Source organism: Zunongwangia pacifica (assembly GCF_023499215.1).
In the GTDB taxonomy this organism is placed as follows: domain Bacteria; phylum Bacteroidota; class Bacteroidia; order Flavobacteriales; family Flavobacteriaceae; genus Zunongwangia; species Zunongwangia pacifica.
In genome coordinates this window covers 33,457-52,179 of record NZ_JAKHSK010000013.1, presented here as the reverse complement: position 1 = coordinate 52,179, position 18,723 = coordinate 33,457, and the positions used below count along the sequence as shown (strand labels likewise).

The 18,723-nt window shown below is 36.7% G+C and carries 17 protein-coding genes; 12 read left to right on the top strand and 5 right to left on the bottom strand.

From position 1 onward, the window contains the following. Positions 1 to 168: 168 nt before the first annotated feature. Positions 169 to 1,143, bottom strand: a complete 975-nt coding sequence (locus tag L1967_RS10595; RefSeq protein WP_249601601.1) for a polyprenyl synthetase family protein — start codon at positions 1,141 to 1,143, stop codon at positions 169 to 171. A 136-nt stretch (positions 1,144 to 1,279) separates the two neighbouring features. Here L1967_RS10595 and L1967_RS10590 point away from each other — a divergent pair, with 136 nt between their 5' ends. Genes L1967_RS10590 through L1967_RS10575 form a run of 4 tightly spaced genes read left to right on the top strand, consistent with a single transcriptional unit; the run spans position 1,280 to position 7,908 of the window. Further along, positions 1,280 to 1,894 (top strand): TetR/AcrR family transcriptional regulator, encoded by a 615-nt coding sequence (locus L1967_RS10590; protein ID WP_249601600.1) that lies wholly within the window; start codon positions 1,280 to 1,282, stop codon positions 1,892 to 1,894. 10 nt (positions 1,895 to 1,904) lie between these two features. Beyond that, positions 1,905 to 3,254: a TolC family protein gene (locus tag L1967_RS10585; protein WP_249601599.1), complete on the top strand. Its 1,350-nt coding sequence runs from the start codon at positions 1,905 to 1,907 to the stop codon at positions 3,252 to 3,254. A gap of 13 nt (positions 3,255 to 3,267) precedes the next feature. After that, positions 3,268 to 4,434 (top strand): efflux RND transporter periplasmic adaptor subunit, encoded by a 1,167-nt coding sequence (locus tag L1967_RS10580; protein WP_249601598.1) that lies wholly within the window; start codon positions 3,268 to 3,270, stop codon positions 4,432 to 4,434. A gap of 3 nt (positions 4,435 to 4,437) precedes the next feature. Next, the gene (locus L1967_RS10575) at positions 4,438 to 7,908 is read left to right on the top strand and encodes an efflux RND transporter permease subunit (RefSeq protein WP_249601597.1); all 3,471 of its coding nucleotides are present in this window, start codon (positions 4,438 to 4,440) and stop codon (positions 7,906 to 7,908) included. Positions 7,909 to 8,016: 108 nt separating this feature from the next. On the opposite strand, the gene L1967_RS10570 is transcribed toward L1967_RS10575, so the two are convergent. Further along, positions 8,017 to 8,385, bottom strand: coding sequence for a toxin-antitoxin system YwqK family antitoxin (locus tag L1967_RS10570; RefSeq protein ID WP_249601596.1), 369 nt, complete (start codon positions 8,383 to 8,385; stop codon positions 8,017 to 8,019). 229 nt (positions 8,386 to 8,614) lie between these two features. Here L1967_RS10570 and aspS point away from each other — a divergent pair, with 229 nt between their 5' ends. The 4 genes from aspS (at position 8,615) to L1967_RS10550 (ending at position 12,778) form a co-directional block, all read left to right on the top strand. After that, positions 8,615 to 10,366: an aspartate--tRNA ligase gene (gene aspS, locus L1967_RS10565; RefSeq protein ID WP_249601595.1), complete on the top strand. Its 1,752-nt coding sequence runs from the start codon at positions 8,615 to 8,617 to the stop codon at positions 10,364 to 10,366. A 63-nt stretch (positions 10,367 to 10,429) separates the two neighbouring features. Beyond that, positions 10,430 to 12,220 (top strand): chloride channel protein, encoded by a 1,791-nt coding sequence (locus L1967_RS10560; protein WP_249601594.1) that lies wholly within the window; start codon positions 10,430 to 10,432, stop codon positions 12,218 to 12,220. 15 nt (positions 12,221 to 12,235) lie between these two features. Continuing rightward, entirely contained in the window at positions 12,236 to 12,478 is a 243-nt protein-coding gene (locus L1967_RS10555) for a hypothetical protein (protein ID WP_249601593.1), read from the top strand. Positions 12,479 to 12,583: 105 nt separating this feature from the next. After that, on the top strand, positions 12,584 to 12,778 hold the full coding sequence (locus tag L1967_RS10550; RefSeq protein ID WP_013073924.1) for a cold-shock protein: 195 nt from the start codon (positions 12,584 to 12,586) through the stop codon (positions 12,776 to 12,778). 88 nt (positions 12,779 to 12,866) lie between these two features. Here the strand turns inward: L1967_RS10550 and L1967_RS10545 are convergent, their stop codons facing one another. Further along, complete coding sequence (locus L1967_RS10545; protein WP_249601592.1) at positions 12,867 to 13,820, bottom strand: NAD-dependent epimerase/dehydratase family protein; 954 nt, start codon at positions 13,818 to 13,820, stop codon at positions 12,867 to 12,869. A 155-nt stretch (positions 13,821 to 13,975) separates the two neighbouring features. On the opposite strand from L1967_RS10545, the gene L1967_RS10540 reads away from it, so the two are divergent. The 4 genes from L1967_RS10540 (at position 13,976) to L1967_RS10525 (ending at position 17,802) form a co-directional block, all read left to right on the top strand. Beyond that, positions 13,976 to 14,554 carry a hypothetical protein gene (locus tag L1967_RS10540; protein ID WP_249601591.1) on the top strand — a complete coding sequence of 193 codons (579 nt, stop codon included), beginning with the start codon at positions 13,976 to 13,978 and terminating at the stop codon, positions 14,552 to 14,554. Positions 14,555 to 14,594: 40 nt separating this feature from the next. Further along, the gene (locus L1967_RS10535) at positions 14,595 to 15,119 is read left to right on the top strand and encodes a nuclear transport factor 2 family protein (protein ID WP_249601590.1); all 525 of its coding nucleotides are present in this window, start codon (positions 14,595 to 14,597) and stop codon (positions 15,117 to 15,119) included. An 84-nt stretch (positions 15,120 to 15,203) separates the two neighbouring features. Beyond that, positions 15,204 to 17,270, top strand: coding sequence for a M13 family metallopeptidase (locus L1967_RS10530; protein WP_249601589.1), 2,067 nt, complete (start codon positions 15,204 to 15,206; stop codon positions 17,268 to 17,270). 91 nt (positions 17,271 to 17,361) lie between these two features. Continuing rightward, the gene (locus L1967_RS10525) at positions 17,362 to 17,802 is read left to right on the top strand and encodes a hypothetical protein (RefSeq protein ID WP_249601588.1); all 441 of its coding nucleotides are present in this window, start codon (positions 17,362 to 17,364) and stop codon (positions 17,800 to 17,802) included. Between the two features lie 6 nt (positions 17,803 to 17,808). On the opposite strand, the gene L1967_RS10520 is transcribed toward L1967_RS10525, so the two are convergent. After that, positions 17,809 to 18,333, bottom strand: coding sequence for a GNAT family N-acetyltransferase (locus tag L1967_RS10520; protein ID WP_249601587.1), 525 nt, complete (start codon positions 18,331 to 18,333; stop codon positions 17,809 to 17,811). An 8-nt stretch (positions 18,334 to 18,341) separates the two neighbouring features. Then, entirely contained in the window at positions 18,342 to 18,701 is a 360-nt protein-coding gene (locus L1967_RS10515) for a YraN family protein (RefSeq protein ID WP_249601586.1), read from the bottom strand. Positions 18,702 to 18,723: the final 22 nt, after the last annotated feature.

Below are 18,723 nucleotides of genomic sequence, written 5' to 3'. Positions count from 1 at the left end.
CGTACCAAATCGCACTATCTATTACGAATATGATAATTTAAATTGAAAAGAAAATTAGAAAGAGATTAAAATTTAAATAAAACCGGATAATATAAGATGGTTTTAACTTTACAGGCTTTTTATTTTTAAATTCCTCTAAAAACCTGAAAACTAAAAATTTTCTAAAACTTAAACCGTACGGTTCATGAGCATATTTCCGAAATCACGCAATGGTTTTTTCTTTTCTTCAGCAATAGAAGTATTTTCTAAAACTTCAAAAGCCATGATCGTATATTTTTCGATCTCCTCTTTCGTTAATTGTGCAGCACCGCTTTTTTGAAAAATAGATTTCACGGTCTCAATTTTCGCAGAATTATCCCCGGGACTTATAGAATATAGGTATTCTAATTGCTTTGCGTCATCTTCAGTAGCAACTTCCAGTGATTTTAGATATAAAAATGTCTTCTTATTTTCTATAATATCGCCTCCTACCTGCTTACCAAACGTTTTTGGATCGCCAAAGGCATCCAAATAATCATCCTGTAGCTGAAAAGCAATCCCTAAAAGTCTTCCAAATTGATAAATAGCTTTTTTACAATCTTCATCTACCCCCGCTACAATAGCTCCCATTTGTAAAGAGGCTCCTACCAGCACAGCGGTTTTATATTCGATCATCTTAAGATAATCTTCTATACTTACATCGTCCCTGGTTTCAAAGTCGATATCATATTGCTGTCCTTCACAAACTTCTATCGCTGTTTTGGTAAAAAGTTGCGCCAATTCTTTAAAAGTATTGCCTTCGTAATTTTCAAAAAGCTGGTAAGCATTTATAAGCATGGCATCACCAGAAAGAATCCCGGTATTAACATCCCATTTTTCGTGAACGGTTTGCTTCCCTCTTCGCAAAGGAGCATCGTCCATGATATCATCGTGAACCAAGGAAAAATTATGGAAAATTTCGATCGCCAGGGAAGCATCTAAAGCCTCTCTATAATCTTTATCAAAAATTTCTGTAGCCATTAACACCAATACAGGTCGCAACCTTTTCCCTCCTAAACCAAGGATATAAACCATTGGTTCATAAAGATTAGCAGGTTCTTTAATTGTTATTTTTTCTTCAAGATATTTTAAAAAAACCTCCCTATACTCTGTAATAGCTAACATTAAAATAATTTTTCCGCTAAAATACCATAATTGGAATAATTTCAAATTTAATGCGATTATTAAATAATCATAAACTAAGGAAACTTTATTTGTTTTAAAAGTTTCCTTAGCATACTTTTGTCGAAATTTTTTAAGCTTGAAAGAGACTATTTTAAATATGGCGACCGAGATGTTTTTGGAGTATGGCTTTAAAAGTGTCACCATGGACGATATTGCTGAAAAACTAGGTATTTCTAAAAAAACCATTTATGCTAACTACGCTACAAAAACACTTTTAGTGCAGGATGTGGCATTTAATATTTTAGAAACCATTCAAAAAAATATTGTCAAAATCAAGGAAAAGCAGCTTAATGCTATCGAAGAATTATTTGAGGCAAAAAAACAGATAAGTCTCTTTTTAAAAGATGAAAAAACATCGCCACAGTTTCAGCTAGAGAAATATTACCCCAAAATTTTTGCTAACGTAACGCGTAAAAAATCAGATCTCGTTGCCTGTAGTATAGAAGAAAATGTAACAAGAGGGATAAATGAAGGACTATTCCGAAAGGAAATTGATGTGAAATTTATTTCTACACTCTACCACGAAGGCAGCAACGTAATTAGGAACAGTCGTATTTTCCCGGCAGAGCATTATAGTAAATCAAATTTATTTCAGTTATACATCGAATATCACGTAAGAGGAATTGCCACTAAAAAAGGATTAAAAATTTTAGAAGACCTATTAAATACCAATGAAAAACCTACCAATTAAAAGTTTACTTATGCTTATAGGCTTTATAAGCCTTTCATCGTACGCACAAGAGACTAATGAAACCCCAAAATCGTATTCTTTCTCCTTAGAAGAAGCTATTCGATACGGGTTAGCACATAACGTCGAAGCTTTAAATGCGCAAAGAGACATTACCATTTCCTTAAAACAAAAATGGGAAATCATCGCGCAGGGACTTCCGCAGGTAAGCGGTGCCGTAGATTACCAAAATTACATTAAACAGCCGGTACAATTATTACCTGCTGAAATTACCGGAGGTGAACCCGGAACATTTATCCCGGTAACTTTTGGTACGCAGCAGAGTATGAATGCTACAGCTACGTGGAACCAGATTATCTTTGATGGTTCTTATCTGGTGGGTATACAATCGGCAAAAACGCTACTTCAAATTACCGAAAATGCAAAAACAAAAACCGATCTGGAAGTAAAAAAAGGAATTATCAATGCCTACGGAAATGTGCTTTTAGCCGAAGAAAACGCTGCCATACTTAAAAAGAATGTGGAAAACGTACAGCAAACTTATGACGAAACAAAACTGACTTTTGAAAATGGCCTTGCAGAAGAAGAAGATGTAGAACAATTAGAAATCACGCTGCTAACCCTAAAAAACAACCTAAACCGAAGTGAACGCATGTCCCGTATCGCTTACGAAATGCTAAACATTACTTTAGGGCTTCCGGTTGAAACAGACCTTACACTAACTGAAGAGCTTGAAGAACTGGCTATACAATATTTCGATCTTTCGATCTTACAAGAAAACATTCCTGTAGAGGAGAATATCGATTTTAGAATTGCCAAAAACACGGCAGAATCTGCAGAAATTGAGGTGAAACTGGAAAAAGCTAAAGCGCTACCTTCTCTTACCGGATTTGTAAACTACGGATATCAGGGATATAGTGAAGAGTTTACTTTTTTAAATGACAACCAAGATTATTTCGATCAGTCTATTTTAGGGATCAGCTTAAAAATCCCCATTTTTAGTAGCGGCATGCGTACCGCAAGAACTCAACAAAAGAAAATCGCCTTAGAACAGGCTCTTGCAGATTTAGAATACACCAAAAACGAGGTAAAACAACAAATAAATTCCGCTAAAACAGAATATGAATATAGCCTGGACAATTATGAAGTTCAGAAAAAAAATCTTGCTTTAGCTGAACGTATTGAAAATAAAAACAAAATAAAGTTTGAAGAAGGGATTGCCAGCAGTTTCGAATTAAATGAAGCACAAAGGCAGTTATACACCGCACAACAGGATTACCTGCAATCGATGCTTAACGTGATTACCAAAAAAGTTGAGCTAGAGAATTTATTAGACACCACTAAATATAAAGAAAAAGAATAATTACCACCGTCGTATGAAAAAATTAGCAGCAATTTTAAGCATCTCTCTTTTATTAGGCGCCTGCGGAAACGAAAATAAAAAATCTGTAGACGACCTTATCGAAGAAGGTAACCTTACCGAAATAAGAGCTAGAAAATCTGAATTAAGTAAAGAGCAAAGCGCAATAACTTCAGATATCAACAAACTCGATGAAGCAATTAACAAACTGGATAAAAACAAAAACCTCAATCTTGTCACTGTACAAACTTTAAAAGACAGCACATTTAAACATTTTGCTGAAGTACAGGGAGATGTCGCTACCGATGAGAATATTATTATTTATCCAGAATACTCCGGCATTCTTAAAAAGGTATATGTTAGTGAAGGAGACCGTGTAAATAAAGGGCAAATTTTGGCCAAAATTGATGATGGTGGATTGTCCAGCCAGGTAGCACAGACGCAGGCACAGGCAACTTTAGCAAAAACAACCTATGAGCGCCAGAAAAGACTATGGGAACAGAATATAGGATCTGAAATTCAGTTTTTAGAAGCTAAAACCAATTTTGAGGCTACCCAAAAAGCAGCCGAGCAATTAAACGCTCAACTTGCTAAAACTACGGTTACCGCTCCTTTTAGCGGTGTTATCGATAATGTAATTAGCAATCAGGGAGAAGTGGTAAGCCCGGGACAAAGTCAGCTTTTCAGAATTGTAAACCTTAACAACATGTATGTTGAGGCCGCAGTTCCTGAAAATTACCTCCCAAAAATTGAAAAAGGAACTTTTGTAAAGGTGATGATTAGCTCGGTAAACAAAGAATATGACGGTAAGGTTACTGATGTTGGTAGCAACATTAACGCAAATAACAGGACTTTTAGGGTAAGAATAGCCATCCCAAACCCCGATAAACTTATACGTCCTAACCAGATTGCCACCATCCTTCTTAACGACTATACCGCAGCATCTGCAATCACCATTCCCGAGAGCACCATCCAGAAAAATGCAATGGGCGAAAGTGTGGTATACACCTTAGAAACCAAAACAGATAGTACTGGTATCGCTAAGAAAAATGTTATCGAAACCGGATACATTTACGATAATATGATAGAAGTAACTAAAGGTTTAGCACAAGGTGAAACTCTTATTGTTGAAGGAAGCAAAAGCTTAAGAGACGGACAGGAAGTAAAAATTAGCAAAAAGTAACACATGATCAATTTAGATAAAGAATTTAAACTCTCCTCCTGGGCGATCGATAACAAAATGACGGTTTACGTCATTATTGTGATCATTATGCTGGGTGGTTTGCTTTCTTACTACGGGATGCCCCGGGAAGCATTTCCTGAAATTATAGAAACTAAAATCTACGTAAGTTCTGTAAACCCGGGAAACTCGGCTGAAGATGTCGAGAAATTTATCACTGAACCTTTAGAAGAAGAGTTTAATGATATTGCAGGAGTTAAAGAAATCACCTCAACTACTCTTCAGGATTACTCGATTGTTATTGTAGAGTTTGAAGAAGACGTTAGTGTAGACGCCGCCAAAACAAAAGTAAAAGATAAGGTAGATTTGGTAAAAGCTGAAACTACCTGGCCAACTTTAGATAATGGGGCAAAAGTAGAACCTAATGTTTTTGATCTTAATATTTCAGAAGAACAACCCATCCTGAATATTAACCTAACCGGTGACTACCCGGTTCAGGAATTAAAAACCTATGCTGAATATCTTCAGGAGAAAATCGAATTACTTCCGCAGATAAAAGAAGCCAGTATTCGTGGTGCCGAAGATATGGAGGTTGAAATTGCCGTAGATGTTTACAAGATGTCTGCCTCGCAGGTAAGCTTCGACAACATCATAAATGCGGTAAGCATGGAAAACAAAACTATTTCTGCCGGAAATATCATTACCAGTGGCATTGAAAAGAACATTAGGATAGTAGGAGAAATCCAGGACCCCAAAGAATTAGAAAACGTCATTGTAAAACGTGAAGGAGGAAATATTTTCCTTAAAGATATCGCTAAAATAAATTTTAGAGAAAAAGATCCCACCACATTTGCAAGAGAATATGGAGAGCCTGTAGTTATGTTGGATATCAAGAAACGTGGGGGAAAAAACATGATCCAGGCGGTAGAAGATATTAAAGGGATTATCGCCGCAGAACAGGAAGATTACCTACCAGAAAACCTTCATATTACATACTCTAACGATCAGTCCACTCAAACGCAAACGCAGGTAGACGACCTTGTAAATAACATCATCTTTGGGGTGATATTGGTAGTTTTAGTACTCATGTTTTTCTTAGGTTTTAGAAATGCACTTTTTGTTGGTTTGGCCATCCCACTTTCAATGTTCTTATCTTACATCGTACTTTCAAGCCTTGGCTACACCCTAAATACAATGGTTCTTTTTGCCCTGGTTATGGGGCTGGGAATGTTGGTAGATAACGGTATCGTGGTTGTAGAAAACGTATACACTTTAATGGACGAAGGGATGCCCCGAAAACAAGCGGCCAAACAAGGGCTTGGAGAAATTGCATGGCCTATTATTGCCTCTACGGCAACCACTTTAGCGGCATTTTTCCCATTAGGCCTATGGCCAGGCACCATTGGTAAATTTATGGTGATCTTCCCCATTACCTTATCGATAGTCCTAGGCTCTTCCCTGTTTGTAGCATTGATCATCAACTCCATGCTTACCTCTGAATTTATGAAGACCGAAGAGGAAGAGATGACCAAAAAGAAACTTATTAGATTATCCATAATATTTGGTGCTTTAGGGATCGTTCTTTTATTAGGTGGATTTTTATTGGATTCAGGTGCTTTTAGAGGAATTGGAAATATTTTACTGCTTTTAGTTATTCTATTATGGGTTTATAAATATGTATTAACAAAAGCTATTTCTTATTTTCAGTTTAATGCTCTAAAAAAATTAGAAAACAGTTATGAAAGCACATTAAAATATGCCTTAAGTGGTAAAAGAGCCTATGCATTTTTCTTCGGAACCGTGATTATGCTTATCCTTTCATTTATCCTTATTGGTGCAATACAGCCTAATGTATTGTTTTTCCCGGAAAATGAACCAAACCAGATTATCACCTATATCGAGTATCCCGAAGGAACCGATATCGAGAAAACCGACCAGTTAACGAAACAAGTTGAAAAAAGAATCTACGATGCCATTGAAAAATATAATGACAACGGCTATAATTATATGGTCGAGTCGGCTGTTTCTCAGGTAGGTGAAGGTGCGGGAAATCCCCAGACCGATGGCGGGCAGCAAAATGAAATGCCGCATAAGGGAAAAATCACCTTATCCATGCGAAAATTTAATGAGCGTAGAGGAGTAAAAAGTAGCGATGTGATGGAAGAAATCCGTGAAGCCGTTCATGGCTTCCCCGGTGTATCCATTATCGTTGAAAAAGATGCCGCAGGCCCTCCTTCGGGTTACCCAATTAATATTGAAATTAAAGGTGAGGACTACGAAGAAATGTTAGCTGAAGCCGAAAATATGCGTTCTTATATTCAGGCCTTGAGTATAGAAGGAATAGAGGAATTAAAAATAGATGTAAACAAATCTAAATCTGAACTTGAAGTAACTGTAGACCGAAGAAAAGCAGGGCAACTAGGTGTTTCTACCGTTGCTGTTGGGCAAACTTTGCGTAGGGCAATTTATGGAGAAGAAGTTTCTACTTATAAAGAAGGTGATGACGATTATGAAGTAAATGTTCGCTTTAACGATAAATTTAGATATGATGAAAATGTTTTATTCAATCAGCCCATTACCTTTAGAGATCAAAATAATGGGCAGTTGGTTCAGGTTCCAATTTCAGCACTAGTACATACTAAAGTTGAATCATCTTTCAGCTCGATTAAAAGAAAAGACCTTAAACGGGTTATTACCATTTACTCTAACGTATTGGGCGATTATAATGCCAATGAAATTGTTCAGCAATTGAAAACCGAGCTTCAGAATTACGAATTACCAGATGAAATGAATTTTGCCTTTACCGGTGAGCAGGAAGAACAGGCAGATAATATGGCTTTCTTATTAAAAGCCTTACTAATTGCCATTGGCGGAATTCTATTGATTTTGGTAGCCCAATTTAATTCGATCTCTAAACCATTGATTATTATTAGTGCGGTAGTACTAAGTTTAGTGGGGGTATTCTTCGGATTAATTATTTTCCAGATGGATTTTGTGATTATTATGACAATGATGGGAATTATATCGCTGGCTGGTATTGTGGTGAATAATGCTATTGTACTTATCGACTATACTCAAATACTCATAGATCGCAAGAAAAATGAACTTGATTTAGAGGAAGATGACCTGCTTACCAGAGCACAATATTTTGATTGTATTGTACGAGGCGGTAAATCCAGGTTAAGACCTGTATTACTAACCGCTATTACCACTGTACTTGGATTGATCCCATTAGCGGTAGGCCTTAATATTGATTTCTTTGGGTTAATGATCGATTACGATCCTGGTATTTATATTGGAGGGGATAATGTTATATTCTGGGGTCCGTTAGCCTGGACGGTAATTTTTGGATTGGTTTTCGCCACCTTCTTAACATTGATTGTGGTCCCTGTAATGTTTTACCTGGTGAATCGCGCAAAGGTTAAAACCAGAGATAAAAAAATAGCCAGAAAACAACGAAAACTGGCAAACAACTAAATAAATAATATCCCGGGAAAGTGCTGGGATATTATCTAGACTTAAACATAAAAAATCCCCGAACTTGAGTAAGTTCGGGGATTTTTTTCTTTAAACTAAAATCAATCTCTATTCTTCGTTTATTGCTAAAGAAGATTTAGATGACATATTATCTACAGATACAATCTGATTCGATTTATATTCTACCTGCTTAACCTTATCACCTTCCCAAAAAAGCCATCTACCAGTTTTCTCACCATTGGTATATTCTGCGGATGCTGTCTTTTCACCATTCTCGTCGTAAGAAATCCATTTTCCGTGGAGTTCCCCGTTCTTGTACGTACCTTCCTGCCTAATACTTCCGTCTTCATAATAATATGTTCCTTTTATTAAATCTCCCTGTTTTTCGAACACAGGTTTTTTAATTCTGTTCTGTGCGATAGCTGCTCCTCCTATCATCATCAGCGCAGCCATCATTGTTATTTTTATCGTCTTCATAATGCTATCTATTAATCTTGTGCTAACAAATATAACACAAAGTTTACATTAAAACAATATTTACGTAACATTAAATTAACATTAAACACTTAATTACCTGATTTTAAGCAATATAAATATTTAAATTTCATAACATTAAGTTTACATGGTGATTAATTTTAGTCTGTTTATTTACTCAAACCACATTTACTTATTACTTTTGCCCCACTAAAATTTTACGAAAACAATTATGTACAGAAGTCATACTTGCGGTGAGCTTAATTCTTCCAATATCGGGAACGACGTAACGCTTTCAGGATGGGTGCAAAAAATTAGGAATAAAGGTTTTATGATCTGGGTAGATCTTCGTGATCGCTACGGAATTACTCAGCTTATTTTTGATGAAGAAAGATCTTCTGAAGATCTGATGAAGAAAGCTGCAACCTTGGGCCGCGAGTTTGTAATTCAGGTAAAAGGTGAAGTGATAGAAAGGGAATCCAAAAACCCCAATATCGCCACCGGTGAGATTGAAGTTTTAGTAAAAGAGTTTGCTATTTTAAACGCTTCTTTAACGCCACCTTTTACTATCGAAGATGAAACCGATGGCGGTGAAGATTTAAGAATGAAGTACCGCTATCTTGATATTCGAAGAAATCCAGTTAAAAATAAACTGATTTTTAGACATAAAGTGGGGATGCAGGTTAGAAACTATTTATCTAATCAGGGATTTATTGAAGTAGAAACCCCATATCTTATTAAATCCACTCCAGAAGGGGCCCGTGATTTTGTGGTACCAAGTAGAATGAACGAAGGGCAGTTTTATGCATTGCCACAATCGCCACAAACTTTTAAGCAATTGCTTATGGTTGGTGGTATGGATAAGTATTTCCAGATCGTAAAATGTTTTAGAGATGAAGATTTAAGAGCCGATCGCCAGCCAGAATTTACCCAGATCGACTGCGAAATGGCTTTTGTAGAACAGGAGGAGATTCTAAATATTTTTGAAGGCTTAACACGCCATCTTCTTAAGGAGATCAACAATGTAAAAGTTGATACGTTCCCAAGAATGACTTATGATGAAGCGATGCGTAAATACGGCAACGATAAACCTGATATTCGTTTTGGGATGGAGTTTGCCGAGTTAGATGATATTGCCAAAAATAAAGGTTTTAATGTTTTCGATCAGCAAGAATTAGTTGTTGGTATTGCCGTTCCTGGCGCAGCTTCTTATACCCGAAAGCAAATTGATGCCTTGATTAACTGGGTAAAACGCCCGCAAATTGGTGCAAACGGGCTTGTTTGGGCTAAATATAATGAAGACGGAAGTTTAAAATCTTCTGTAGATAAATTCTATACTGAAGAAGACCTTAAAGAATGGGCACAGGAAACAGGTGCAAAACCGGGTGATCTGATTTTGGTGATGGCTGGTGAGGCCAACAAAACGAGATCACAATTAAGTGCATTACGTATGCATCTTGGCAACGAAATTGGCCTGAGAAAATCGAATGAATTTGCGCCACTTTGGGTAATCGACTTCCCATTATTAGAATGGGATGAAGAAACAGAACGCTATCATGCCATGCACCACCCCTTCACGTCTCCTAAAATTGAAGATATTCCTCTCTTAGCGACAGATCCGGGTAAAGTAAGAGCCAATGCTTATGACCTCGTATTAAACGGGAACGAAATTGGCGGAGGTTCTATAAGAATTCATGATAAAGAAACACAATCTAAAATGTTCTCTCATTTAGGCTTTACTGAAGATGAAGCCAAAGAACAATTTGGGTTTTTAATGAATGCTTTTCAATACGGTGCGCCACCACATGGCGGGATCGCTTTTGGTTTTGATAGATTAACAGCCATTCTTGGTGGCCAGGAAACTATTCGGGACTTTATCGCTTTTCCAAAAAACAATGCTGGTCGCGATGTAATGATCGATGCTCCATCAAAATTAGATGAAGAGCAACTAAAAGAATTAAGCTTAAAACTGAATATTGAATAAAAAACAAAATCCTGCTTTAGAGCAGGATTTTTTCGTCATATCCTAAAATTGGAGGTTTAGCAGATGTTTTTAAAAGCAATCCCTGGATTACAAAAGTTTTTGCTGTGGAAGACAAAGCATCTTTCGCAGCAACAGTTTATTTTAATTCTTAGTGCCATTATTGGTTTTGCAGCAGGTTTTGGCGCGGTTATAATTAAAAATATAACCCATTTTATTCAAGACCTATTAGAGGGAAATTTAATAGCCAATTATCACCATGCTTTCTATTTTATTTTTCCAATTATTGGGTTAGCCTTAACGGTTTTCATTATAAAAAAAGTATTACGAAAACCGGTAGGACATGGGATACCCTCAACGCTTTATGCGATCTCAAAAAGAAAAGGACTTATGCGCTCCTTCCAGATGTATGGTTCGATCCTAACAGCACCGTTAACTGTTGGTTTTGGTGGATCTGTAGGATTAGAAGGGCCTACCGTTGCAACAGGGGCTTCTTTAGGTTCTAACATCTCTCGTTTATTTAGAATGAACCAGAGTGCACGTACACTCCTTATAGGTTGTGCGGCTGCCGGAGCGATGTCTTCGATCTTTAAAGCACCTATTGCTGCCATTATTTTTGCTATAGAAGTTTTTAGTTTAGACCTTACCCTGGTAAGCATGTTACCTTTACTCACTGCTTCGGTTTCAGCGATTCTAACTTCTTATTTTTTCTTCGGCTCAGATACTATTCTTCCTTTTGAGCTTATGGACGATTTTACCATTTCAGAAGTGCCGTTTTATATGATTTTGGGGTGTATTTGTGCATTAGGCTCCATGTATTTTACCATTATATACTTTAAAATACATACGATCTTCGGCAAAATCGATAATAAATTTGTCAGGCTATTATTAGCGGGAAGCGGCCTGGGAATCATTATTTATTTTATCCCTCCGCTATATGGTGAAGGTTATGGTGTTATCAACAATCTTTTAGCTGAAAATTATATTCAGGCCCTGGGGACTAACTTTTTAAATGATTTCCTAGATAACATCTGGGTGGTCATTTTATTACTTGCAGGATTGGTGGTCTTCAAAATTGTTGCAACCTCGCTTACTTTTGCTGCAGGTGGTGTAGGCGGAATTTTTGCACCGGTACTTTTTATGGGAAGCGCTTTAGGACATTGTTTCGCTTTAGTGGTTAACCATTTAGGCATTACCGATAAACCTATTTCTACCAGTAGTTTCACAATGGTAGGTATGGCAGGCCTAATGGCCGGGGTTTTACATGCGCCCTTAACCGCTATTTTCCTTATTGCCGAATTAACCGGAGGCTACGAGCTTTTTGTCCCGCTAATGATCACTGCCCTAATCTCGTATATGATCACCAATACCGTGCAACCACATTCAGTTTACACCTTAGAATTGGCTCAACGTGGCGAACTTTTAACGCACGACAAAGATCAGACGGTATTAACCCTGCTGAATATTAATCAAATTATCGAGAAAAATTTTATTCCTTTAAATGTGAATATGAATTTAGGCGATGTGATCCATGAAGGCGTAATTAAGTCTTCCCGAAACATTTTCCCGGTAATCGACAAAGATGAAAATTTTATGGGCATCATTCTTTTAGATGATATACGACCAATAATGTTTAAGCAACATCTTTACAGCGAAATTATGGTAAGTGATATAATGCAAAGGGCACCAGACATTATCGACGTGCAAAACGACAGTATGAAAACGATCATGAATAAATTTCAGCATAGCGCCGCATGGAATCTCCCTGTAGTTAAAGACGACAAGTATGTTGGGTTTATTTCGAAATCAAAAATGCTCACTGCATATCGCCAGAAATTAATCGAAGTTACCGTTTAATGAAAAGATGAAATTATGAAGATTGTGATGAAAATTTTAGGTATAGCGATTTTAATTGCCATAGCGGTAGGATTCTATTTTAGAATTGCAGAAGAAGATATTGTAACAGGCGATAGGATTATAGGTATTGCCGTACTCACCTCATCATTCGTATTAATGCCTATATTTTTGGCGGTTCGTTGGAGAGGCAAAAAGCTTGAAGACTACACCTTAAGTCCTAAGAATATGAAAAAAATGCGAGATAAGGGTATTGACTAATAACCCCCAAAACCTTGAAAAAAATTCAGAATCTTTACATATTATTCAAGCATTGTCTATAATATTATATTATGTTTGTACTTTATTAATTATTATTTTATTACAATGGAAGGTACAGTTAAATTTTTTAATGAATCCAAAGGTTACGGATTCATAACCAACGACGACACAGGAAGAGACATCTTCGTTCACGTAACAGGGATTGACGGTGAAACTCTAAATGAAGGAGACAAAGTGGAGTATGTTGAGAAAGAAGGACGAAAAGGTCTTAATGCAGATCAGGTTCGTGTTATTGGATAGTGCATATAGATTAGATTATATATAGTATTCAAATGTCAAAGCCGCTCAGTGAGCGGCTTTTTTATATTCATATTATTCTGAATTAACCTTATTTAACCAATTGCGATTGTACCCCGCTTAGCATAGCTTCAGTTAAAGCTGAAATATCAAAATCATGTGACCATCCCCAATCTTCCCGGGCGGCACTATCATCAATTTTAGAAGGCCAGCTATCGGCAATATCCTGTCTAAAATCTGGATCATAAGAAATTTGAAAAGCTGGAATATGCTTTTTAATTTCTTCAGCTAAAATTGCCGGAGTAAAGCTCATCGCTGCTAAATTATAAGATGACCTTACTTTAATAGCTTCAAAAGGAGCTTTCATAATCTCCACCGTTGCTTTTATGGCATCCTCCATAAACATCATAGGTAAAGATGTTGAAGCATTAAGAAATGAAGTATATTTCCCTTCTTTAACCGCCTCATGAAAAATCTCGACGGCATAATCTGTTGTTCCGCCTCCTGGTAAAGTCTTATAACTAATTATACCAGGATAACGAATACTACGCACATCTACGCCATATTTTTTATGGTAATAATTACACCAACGCTCCCCGGTTTGTTTACTTATACCATAAACGGTAGTGGGTTCCATAATCGTAGTTTGTGGTGTATTCTCTTTTGGAGTCGAAGGACCAAATACGGCAATACTGGAAGGCCAAAATACTTTTTTGATCTTTTTGTCTTTGGCAAGATTGAGTACATGAAACAATGAATCCATATTTAAAGCCCAGGCTTTCATTGGTGCTTTCTCTCCTGTTGCACTTAACATGGCCGCCATTAAATATACCTCTTCGATCTGATGTTTTTCTATCAAACCGGCAATTTGCCCGTAATCCATCGCATTAGCAATCTCAAACGGTCCGCTAGCCATAAGCTCTTCGCTCCCCTCCCTGATATCACTGGCAATAATGTTATTATTTCCATGAATTTCACGGAGTTTTAAGGTAAGTTCAGTTCCTATCTGGCCACTGGCACCAATAATTAAGGTTTTTGCAGGCATACGCTTAAAAATTTTGTGCAAATATATTTATTTATTGCGAATATATTTTGCTAAAACGTTTAACTCAATTGAATAATTATGCTATTTTTAAGAATGAAGAAAATATATGGCTTTAGTATTTTAATCGTTTACATTTGTACAATCAAAATTTGATAATGAAGCGAGCAATTTTCGGAATACTATTGATGATTTTGGCGTCCTGCGTTCAGGATTCGGAAAAAGAAAAACCTGAAATTAAGCCAAGGGAAACAGAAGCTTTCACCAAAGAATTTGCTATTGAAACCGCTATTTTGCCCTTAGAAACCCCGGCAAAAAAGTATGCCTCAAAGTGGGCCGCCTATATTGTATTAAATGAGGAAGTGAAGCAGCTTAAGAATACATCGGTAAATTATTTAATCGATAATTCTTCAGCACTGGCTCAGCTTATGGAAACTTTGCAGGCTACCCTACCCGATTCTTTAGACTCTAAACCAGTAAAATCCAGGTTAAGAGTCCTTACTACAAAAGCAAAAATCCTGGAACAAAAATCCCATTTGCAAATCATAAACCCAGAAGAAGTAAAAGAAATAGGGATAGAAATCCCTATGGATTTTAATAATCTTAATATTCAGCTAAACGAACTTTTTATAGAAAGTATTGAAGATTTTGAAGCCGAATTGGATCGGTTAGTGGAAGAAAACCGCCTAAGACAGCAACAACAAAAAGATAGTCTGGAAACTGCAACCCAAAATTAAATAATAGAGATTTATCGTATATTCAGCGAAAATAAATCTCATGAAAAAACAGCTCATCGCTCTTATCTTATGCCTTATTGGCTTCACCGGTTTTTCGCAAACAATGCCCTACCAATCGAATGCTAAACAAGCAAAGTCTGAAATTTCTGCCGTCATCGATAACTGGCACAAAGCTGCCGCGGAAGCGAATTTTGAAAATTACTTCAATTATATGACTAAAGATGCCGTTTTTATTGGCACCGATGCTACAGAAAACTGGCAATTAGACGAATTTAAAGCCTATTCTAAACCTCATTTCGACAAAGGCAGGGCTTGGGATTTCACTTCAGTAGAAAGAAATATTTACCTGGCCGATAAAAAAGGAATTGCCTGGTTTGACGAATTATTGGATACCCACATGGGAATTTGCCGAGGTTCTGGCGTAATGCAATATATCAATGGTGACTGGAAGATTGCCCACTATGTCCTTTCTATCGAAATACCAAATGATGACATTACGCAAATCACCAACATCAAAAAAGATTTTGATACCAAAATGTTGCAGACTTTAAAATCTAAGAACTAAACCCTTCTCATTTTGTAACAAAAAATAAAAGAATGCGACTGTTTTATTACATTAGCAACGATTTTACAAACTCACAAACATTAAATGAAAAAAATAACTAATGCAGTATGCTTGTCACTATTAGGTGCAGCCATAATTGGTTGTAAAGACGGTGAAAAGACTACAGAAAAGGAAACAGAGGAAATTCATGGTATCAATGTAGCCTATATGGATACTACAACAACACCTAAAAATAATTTCTTCCGTTATGTGAATGGTACATGGCTGGATACTACAGAAATTCCCAGTGATCAGACCACCTGGGGAAGTTTTATGGAACTTCGTGAAAATACAGATAATGATGCACTGGCATTATTAAATGAGGCTTCTACAGATGAAAACCTGGATGCCAATAGCGATCAGGCCAAAGCAGTAAACCTTTATAAAACCATAATGGATACCGTTGCCCGTAACGAGCAGGGTGTCACTCCTGTATTACCTTATTTAGAAAAAGTAGATAAAATTTCTAACAAAGAAGATTTACAAGCTTACTTAACTGAAATATCTAAGTATGGCGGTGGCGGTTTCTTCTCTTTTGGTGTTAGCGCAGATGCTAAGAACAGTAACCAGAATGCAGCTTACCTTTATCCTGGCAGCCTGGGATTACCAGATCGTGATTATTATGTAGCAGAAGATTCAGATTCTAAAGAGAAAAAAGCAAAATACGAAGAGCATATCGCGCGTATGATGCAATTTTTAGATTACTCTGAAGAAGATGCGAAGGAATTTGCTAAAACTGTAGTGGAATTCGAAACAAAACTTGCAGAGCCCAGATTGGATAAAGTAGAACGCCGTGATGCCCGTAAAACTTACAATCCAATGAGCGTTGCAGAACTTCAAAAAATGGTACCGGCAATAGACTGGAATAGGTATTTCGAAGAAATTGGCGCAGGTAAATTAGATACCATCATCGTTTCTCAGCCAAAATATATGAAGGCCATGCAGGACCTTCTAGCAAAAAAAGACGTTGATACCTGGAAAAAATATCTAAAATGGACCGCATTTGATGCCGCAGCAGGAATGCTTTCTACAGATATCGAAACAGCAAACTGGGATTTTTATAGCAAAACCTTAAGAGGTGCTAAAGAGCAACGTCCAAGAGACGAAAGAGCTTTAAGTACTGTGAACAGTATGGTTGGAGAAGCTTTAGGAAAATTATACGTTGAAAAACACTTCCCGCCAGAAGCAAAAGAAAAAGCGCAGGAAATGATCGCCAACGTTATTAAAGCATACGAAAAGCGTATTAACAACCTTAGCTGGATGAGCGAAGACACCAAGAAAAAAGCGATTGAAAAACTAAGCACTACCACTATTAAAGTTGGATATCCAGACGAATGGGAAGATTATGGTGATTTAGAAATCGAAGGTTCTAAAGATGGTTCTTATTTTCAAAACGTAATGAACGCCCGTAAATGGAGTACTGCTAAAAACATTGCAAAACTAGGCGAACCTGTAGATAAATCTGAATGGTTTATGTCTCCGCAAACCGTTAACGCATACTACAATCCAAGCTACAACGAGATTGTATTCCCTGCGGCTATATTACAACCACCTTTCTACGACTACAAAGCCGATGCTGCTGTAAATTATGGCGGAATTGGTGCCGTAATTGGCCATGAAATTTCTCACGGATTTGATGATAGCGGGGCTCGTTTTGATGCTGAAGGAAATCTTAACAACTGGTGGACAGATGAAGATCTTTCGCAATTTGAAGGTCTTGGAAAAGATCTTGCCGACCAGTACAGTGCTATTGAAGTTTTAGACAGTACTTTTATTAATGGAGAGTTTACATTAGGTGAAAACATTGGTGATCTTGGGGGTGTTAACGCCGCTTACGATGGTTTACAAATGCACCTAGCAGAACATGGTGATCCGGGAAAGATTGACGGATTTACTCCAGAGCAACGTTTCTTCCTTTCTTGGGCAACTGTTTGGCGTACTAAAATGCGAGAGGAAGCTTTAAAAAGCAGAATTAAAACAGACCCTCACTCTCCTGGAATGTACAGAGCGTACGTGCCTTTACAAAATATCGATGCGTTTTACGAAGCTTTCGATATTAAAGAAGGAGATTCGATGTATGTTGCACCAGAAGATCGTGTAAAAATCTGGTAATGACTTTATAATTTATATTCAAAAGCCTGGAGATATCTTCAGGCTTTTTCTATTTAAATTTTTAATTTCACAATCTAATATATAAAACCCTATGAAACGTTTCTTTTTAGTTATTTGTAGTCTGCTATTTTTATTTTCCTGTACTAAAGATGAAGAAGATTTTGATTGGCTTGTAGGTGAATGGAAACGCGTAAATGCCGAAAAGGAATTCGAAACCTTCGAAATATGGCAGAAAGACAAAAAATACTATTCAGGATTAGGCTATACCATGTTAGAAGGCGATACTATTTTTAAAGAAGACCTAAAACTCTTTAAAGAAAATGATGAATGGACGCTACAAGTAACCGGAGTTAACGAAGCACCAACCCCCTTTGTCCTTTCAGAATTAAAACCTGAATATTTTATTGCTGAAAATGACACAAATGAATTTCCGAAGAAAATCATTTACAAACTCGAAAATGATACTTTAAAAGCCAATGTTTCTACCTCCGAATTTGATGTGGATTTTGAATTTGTAAAAATTCAGGATTAACGAATTCTAATGATTTATATCTGTAGAAAGGATCGCATATTCAAAACTATCAGACCAGCCATCTTTAAGAGGTAAAATTTGTCTTTTTCTTCCTTCTCTTTTCATCCCTGCTTTTTCCAATACTCGAATACTACCAAAATTATTAACGGCACAGCCCGCTTCAATTCGGTGGAATCCTAATTCTTTAAAGCCATAATTCAATATGGCTTCCAAAGCTTCTGTGCCGTAACCCTTATTCCAAAAATCAGGAGATAATTTATACCACACTTCCGCTTTTTTAAATTTTGGATTTCCTGGTTTTAATGCGATAAGGCCAACAAAAGATTTGTCCTTTTTTAATTCAATTTTAAAAACAAGATCATTACTTTTTAACCAAATTGCTAACGTCTCTTCTGTTTCTACAAGGCTTTCTGGTATTCCAAGGGTATTAAATCTATCCACTTGCGGCAGGGAATGTAATTTATGAATATCCTGAAGGTCAATATCTGATATTGATCTAAGTACTAATCTTTCAGAAGTTATTGTTTTCATCTTCAAATTCAGAAATAATAAAAAGCGTCCTCGATAAGCTCGATCCTGGTGCCTGAAGCATTTTTGATAATTGCTACGATATCAAATCGAATTTCAGCATCCAGATCCTTAACCTCGGCATAATGATTCATGGCTAATACCAATCGCTGAATTTGCCCAGTTTTCACGAAATCCTGAGGATTTCCAAAATGTGCCGTGCTTCTGGTTTTTACCTCAACCCCTATTAGAATTTCATCTTTAAACGCAATAATATCAACTTCAGCTTTCTGAAATCTATAATTTTTCTCCAGGATTTTGTAACCGTTCTCTTTTAAAAAAGCAATAGCCAGCCCTTCCCCCTTTTTCCCAAGTTCGTTATGACCAGCCATAGTTTTTTATTTTAAAATGTTA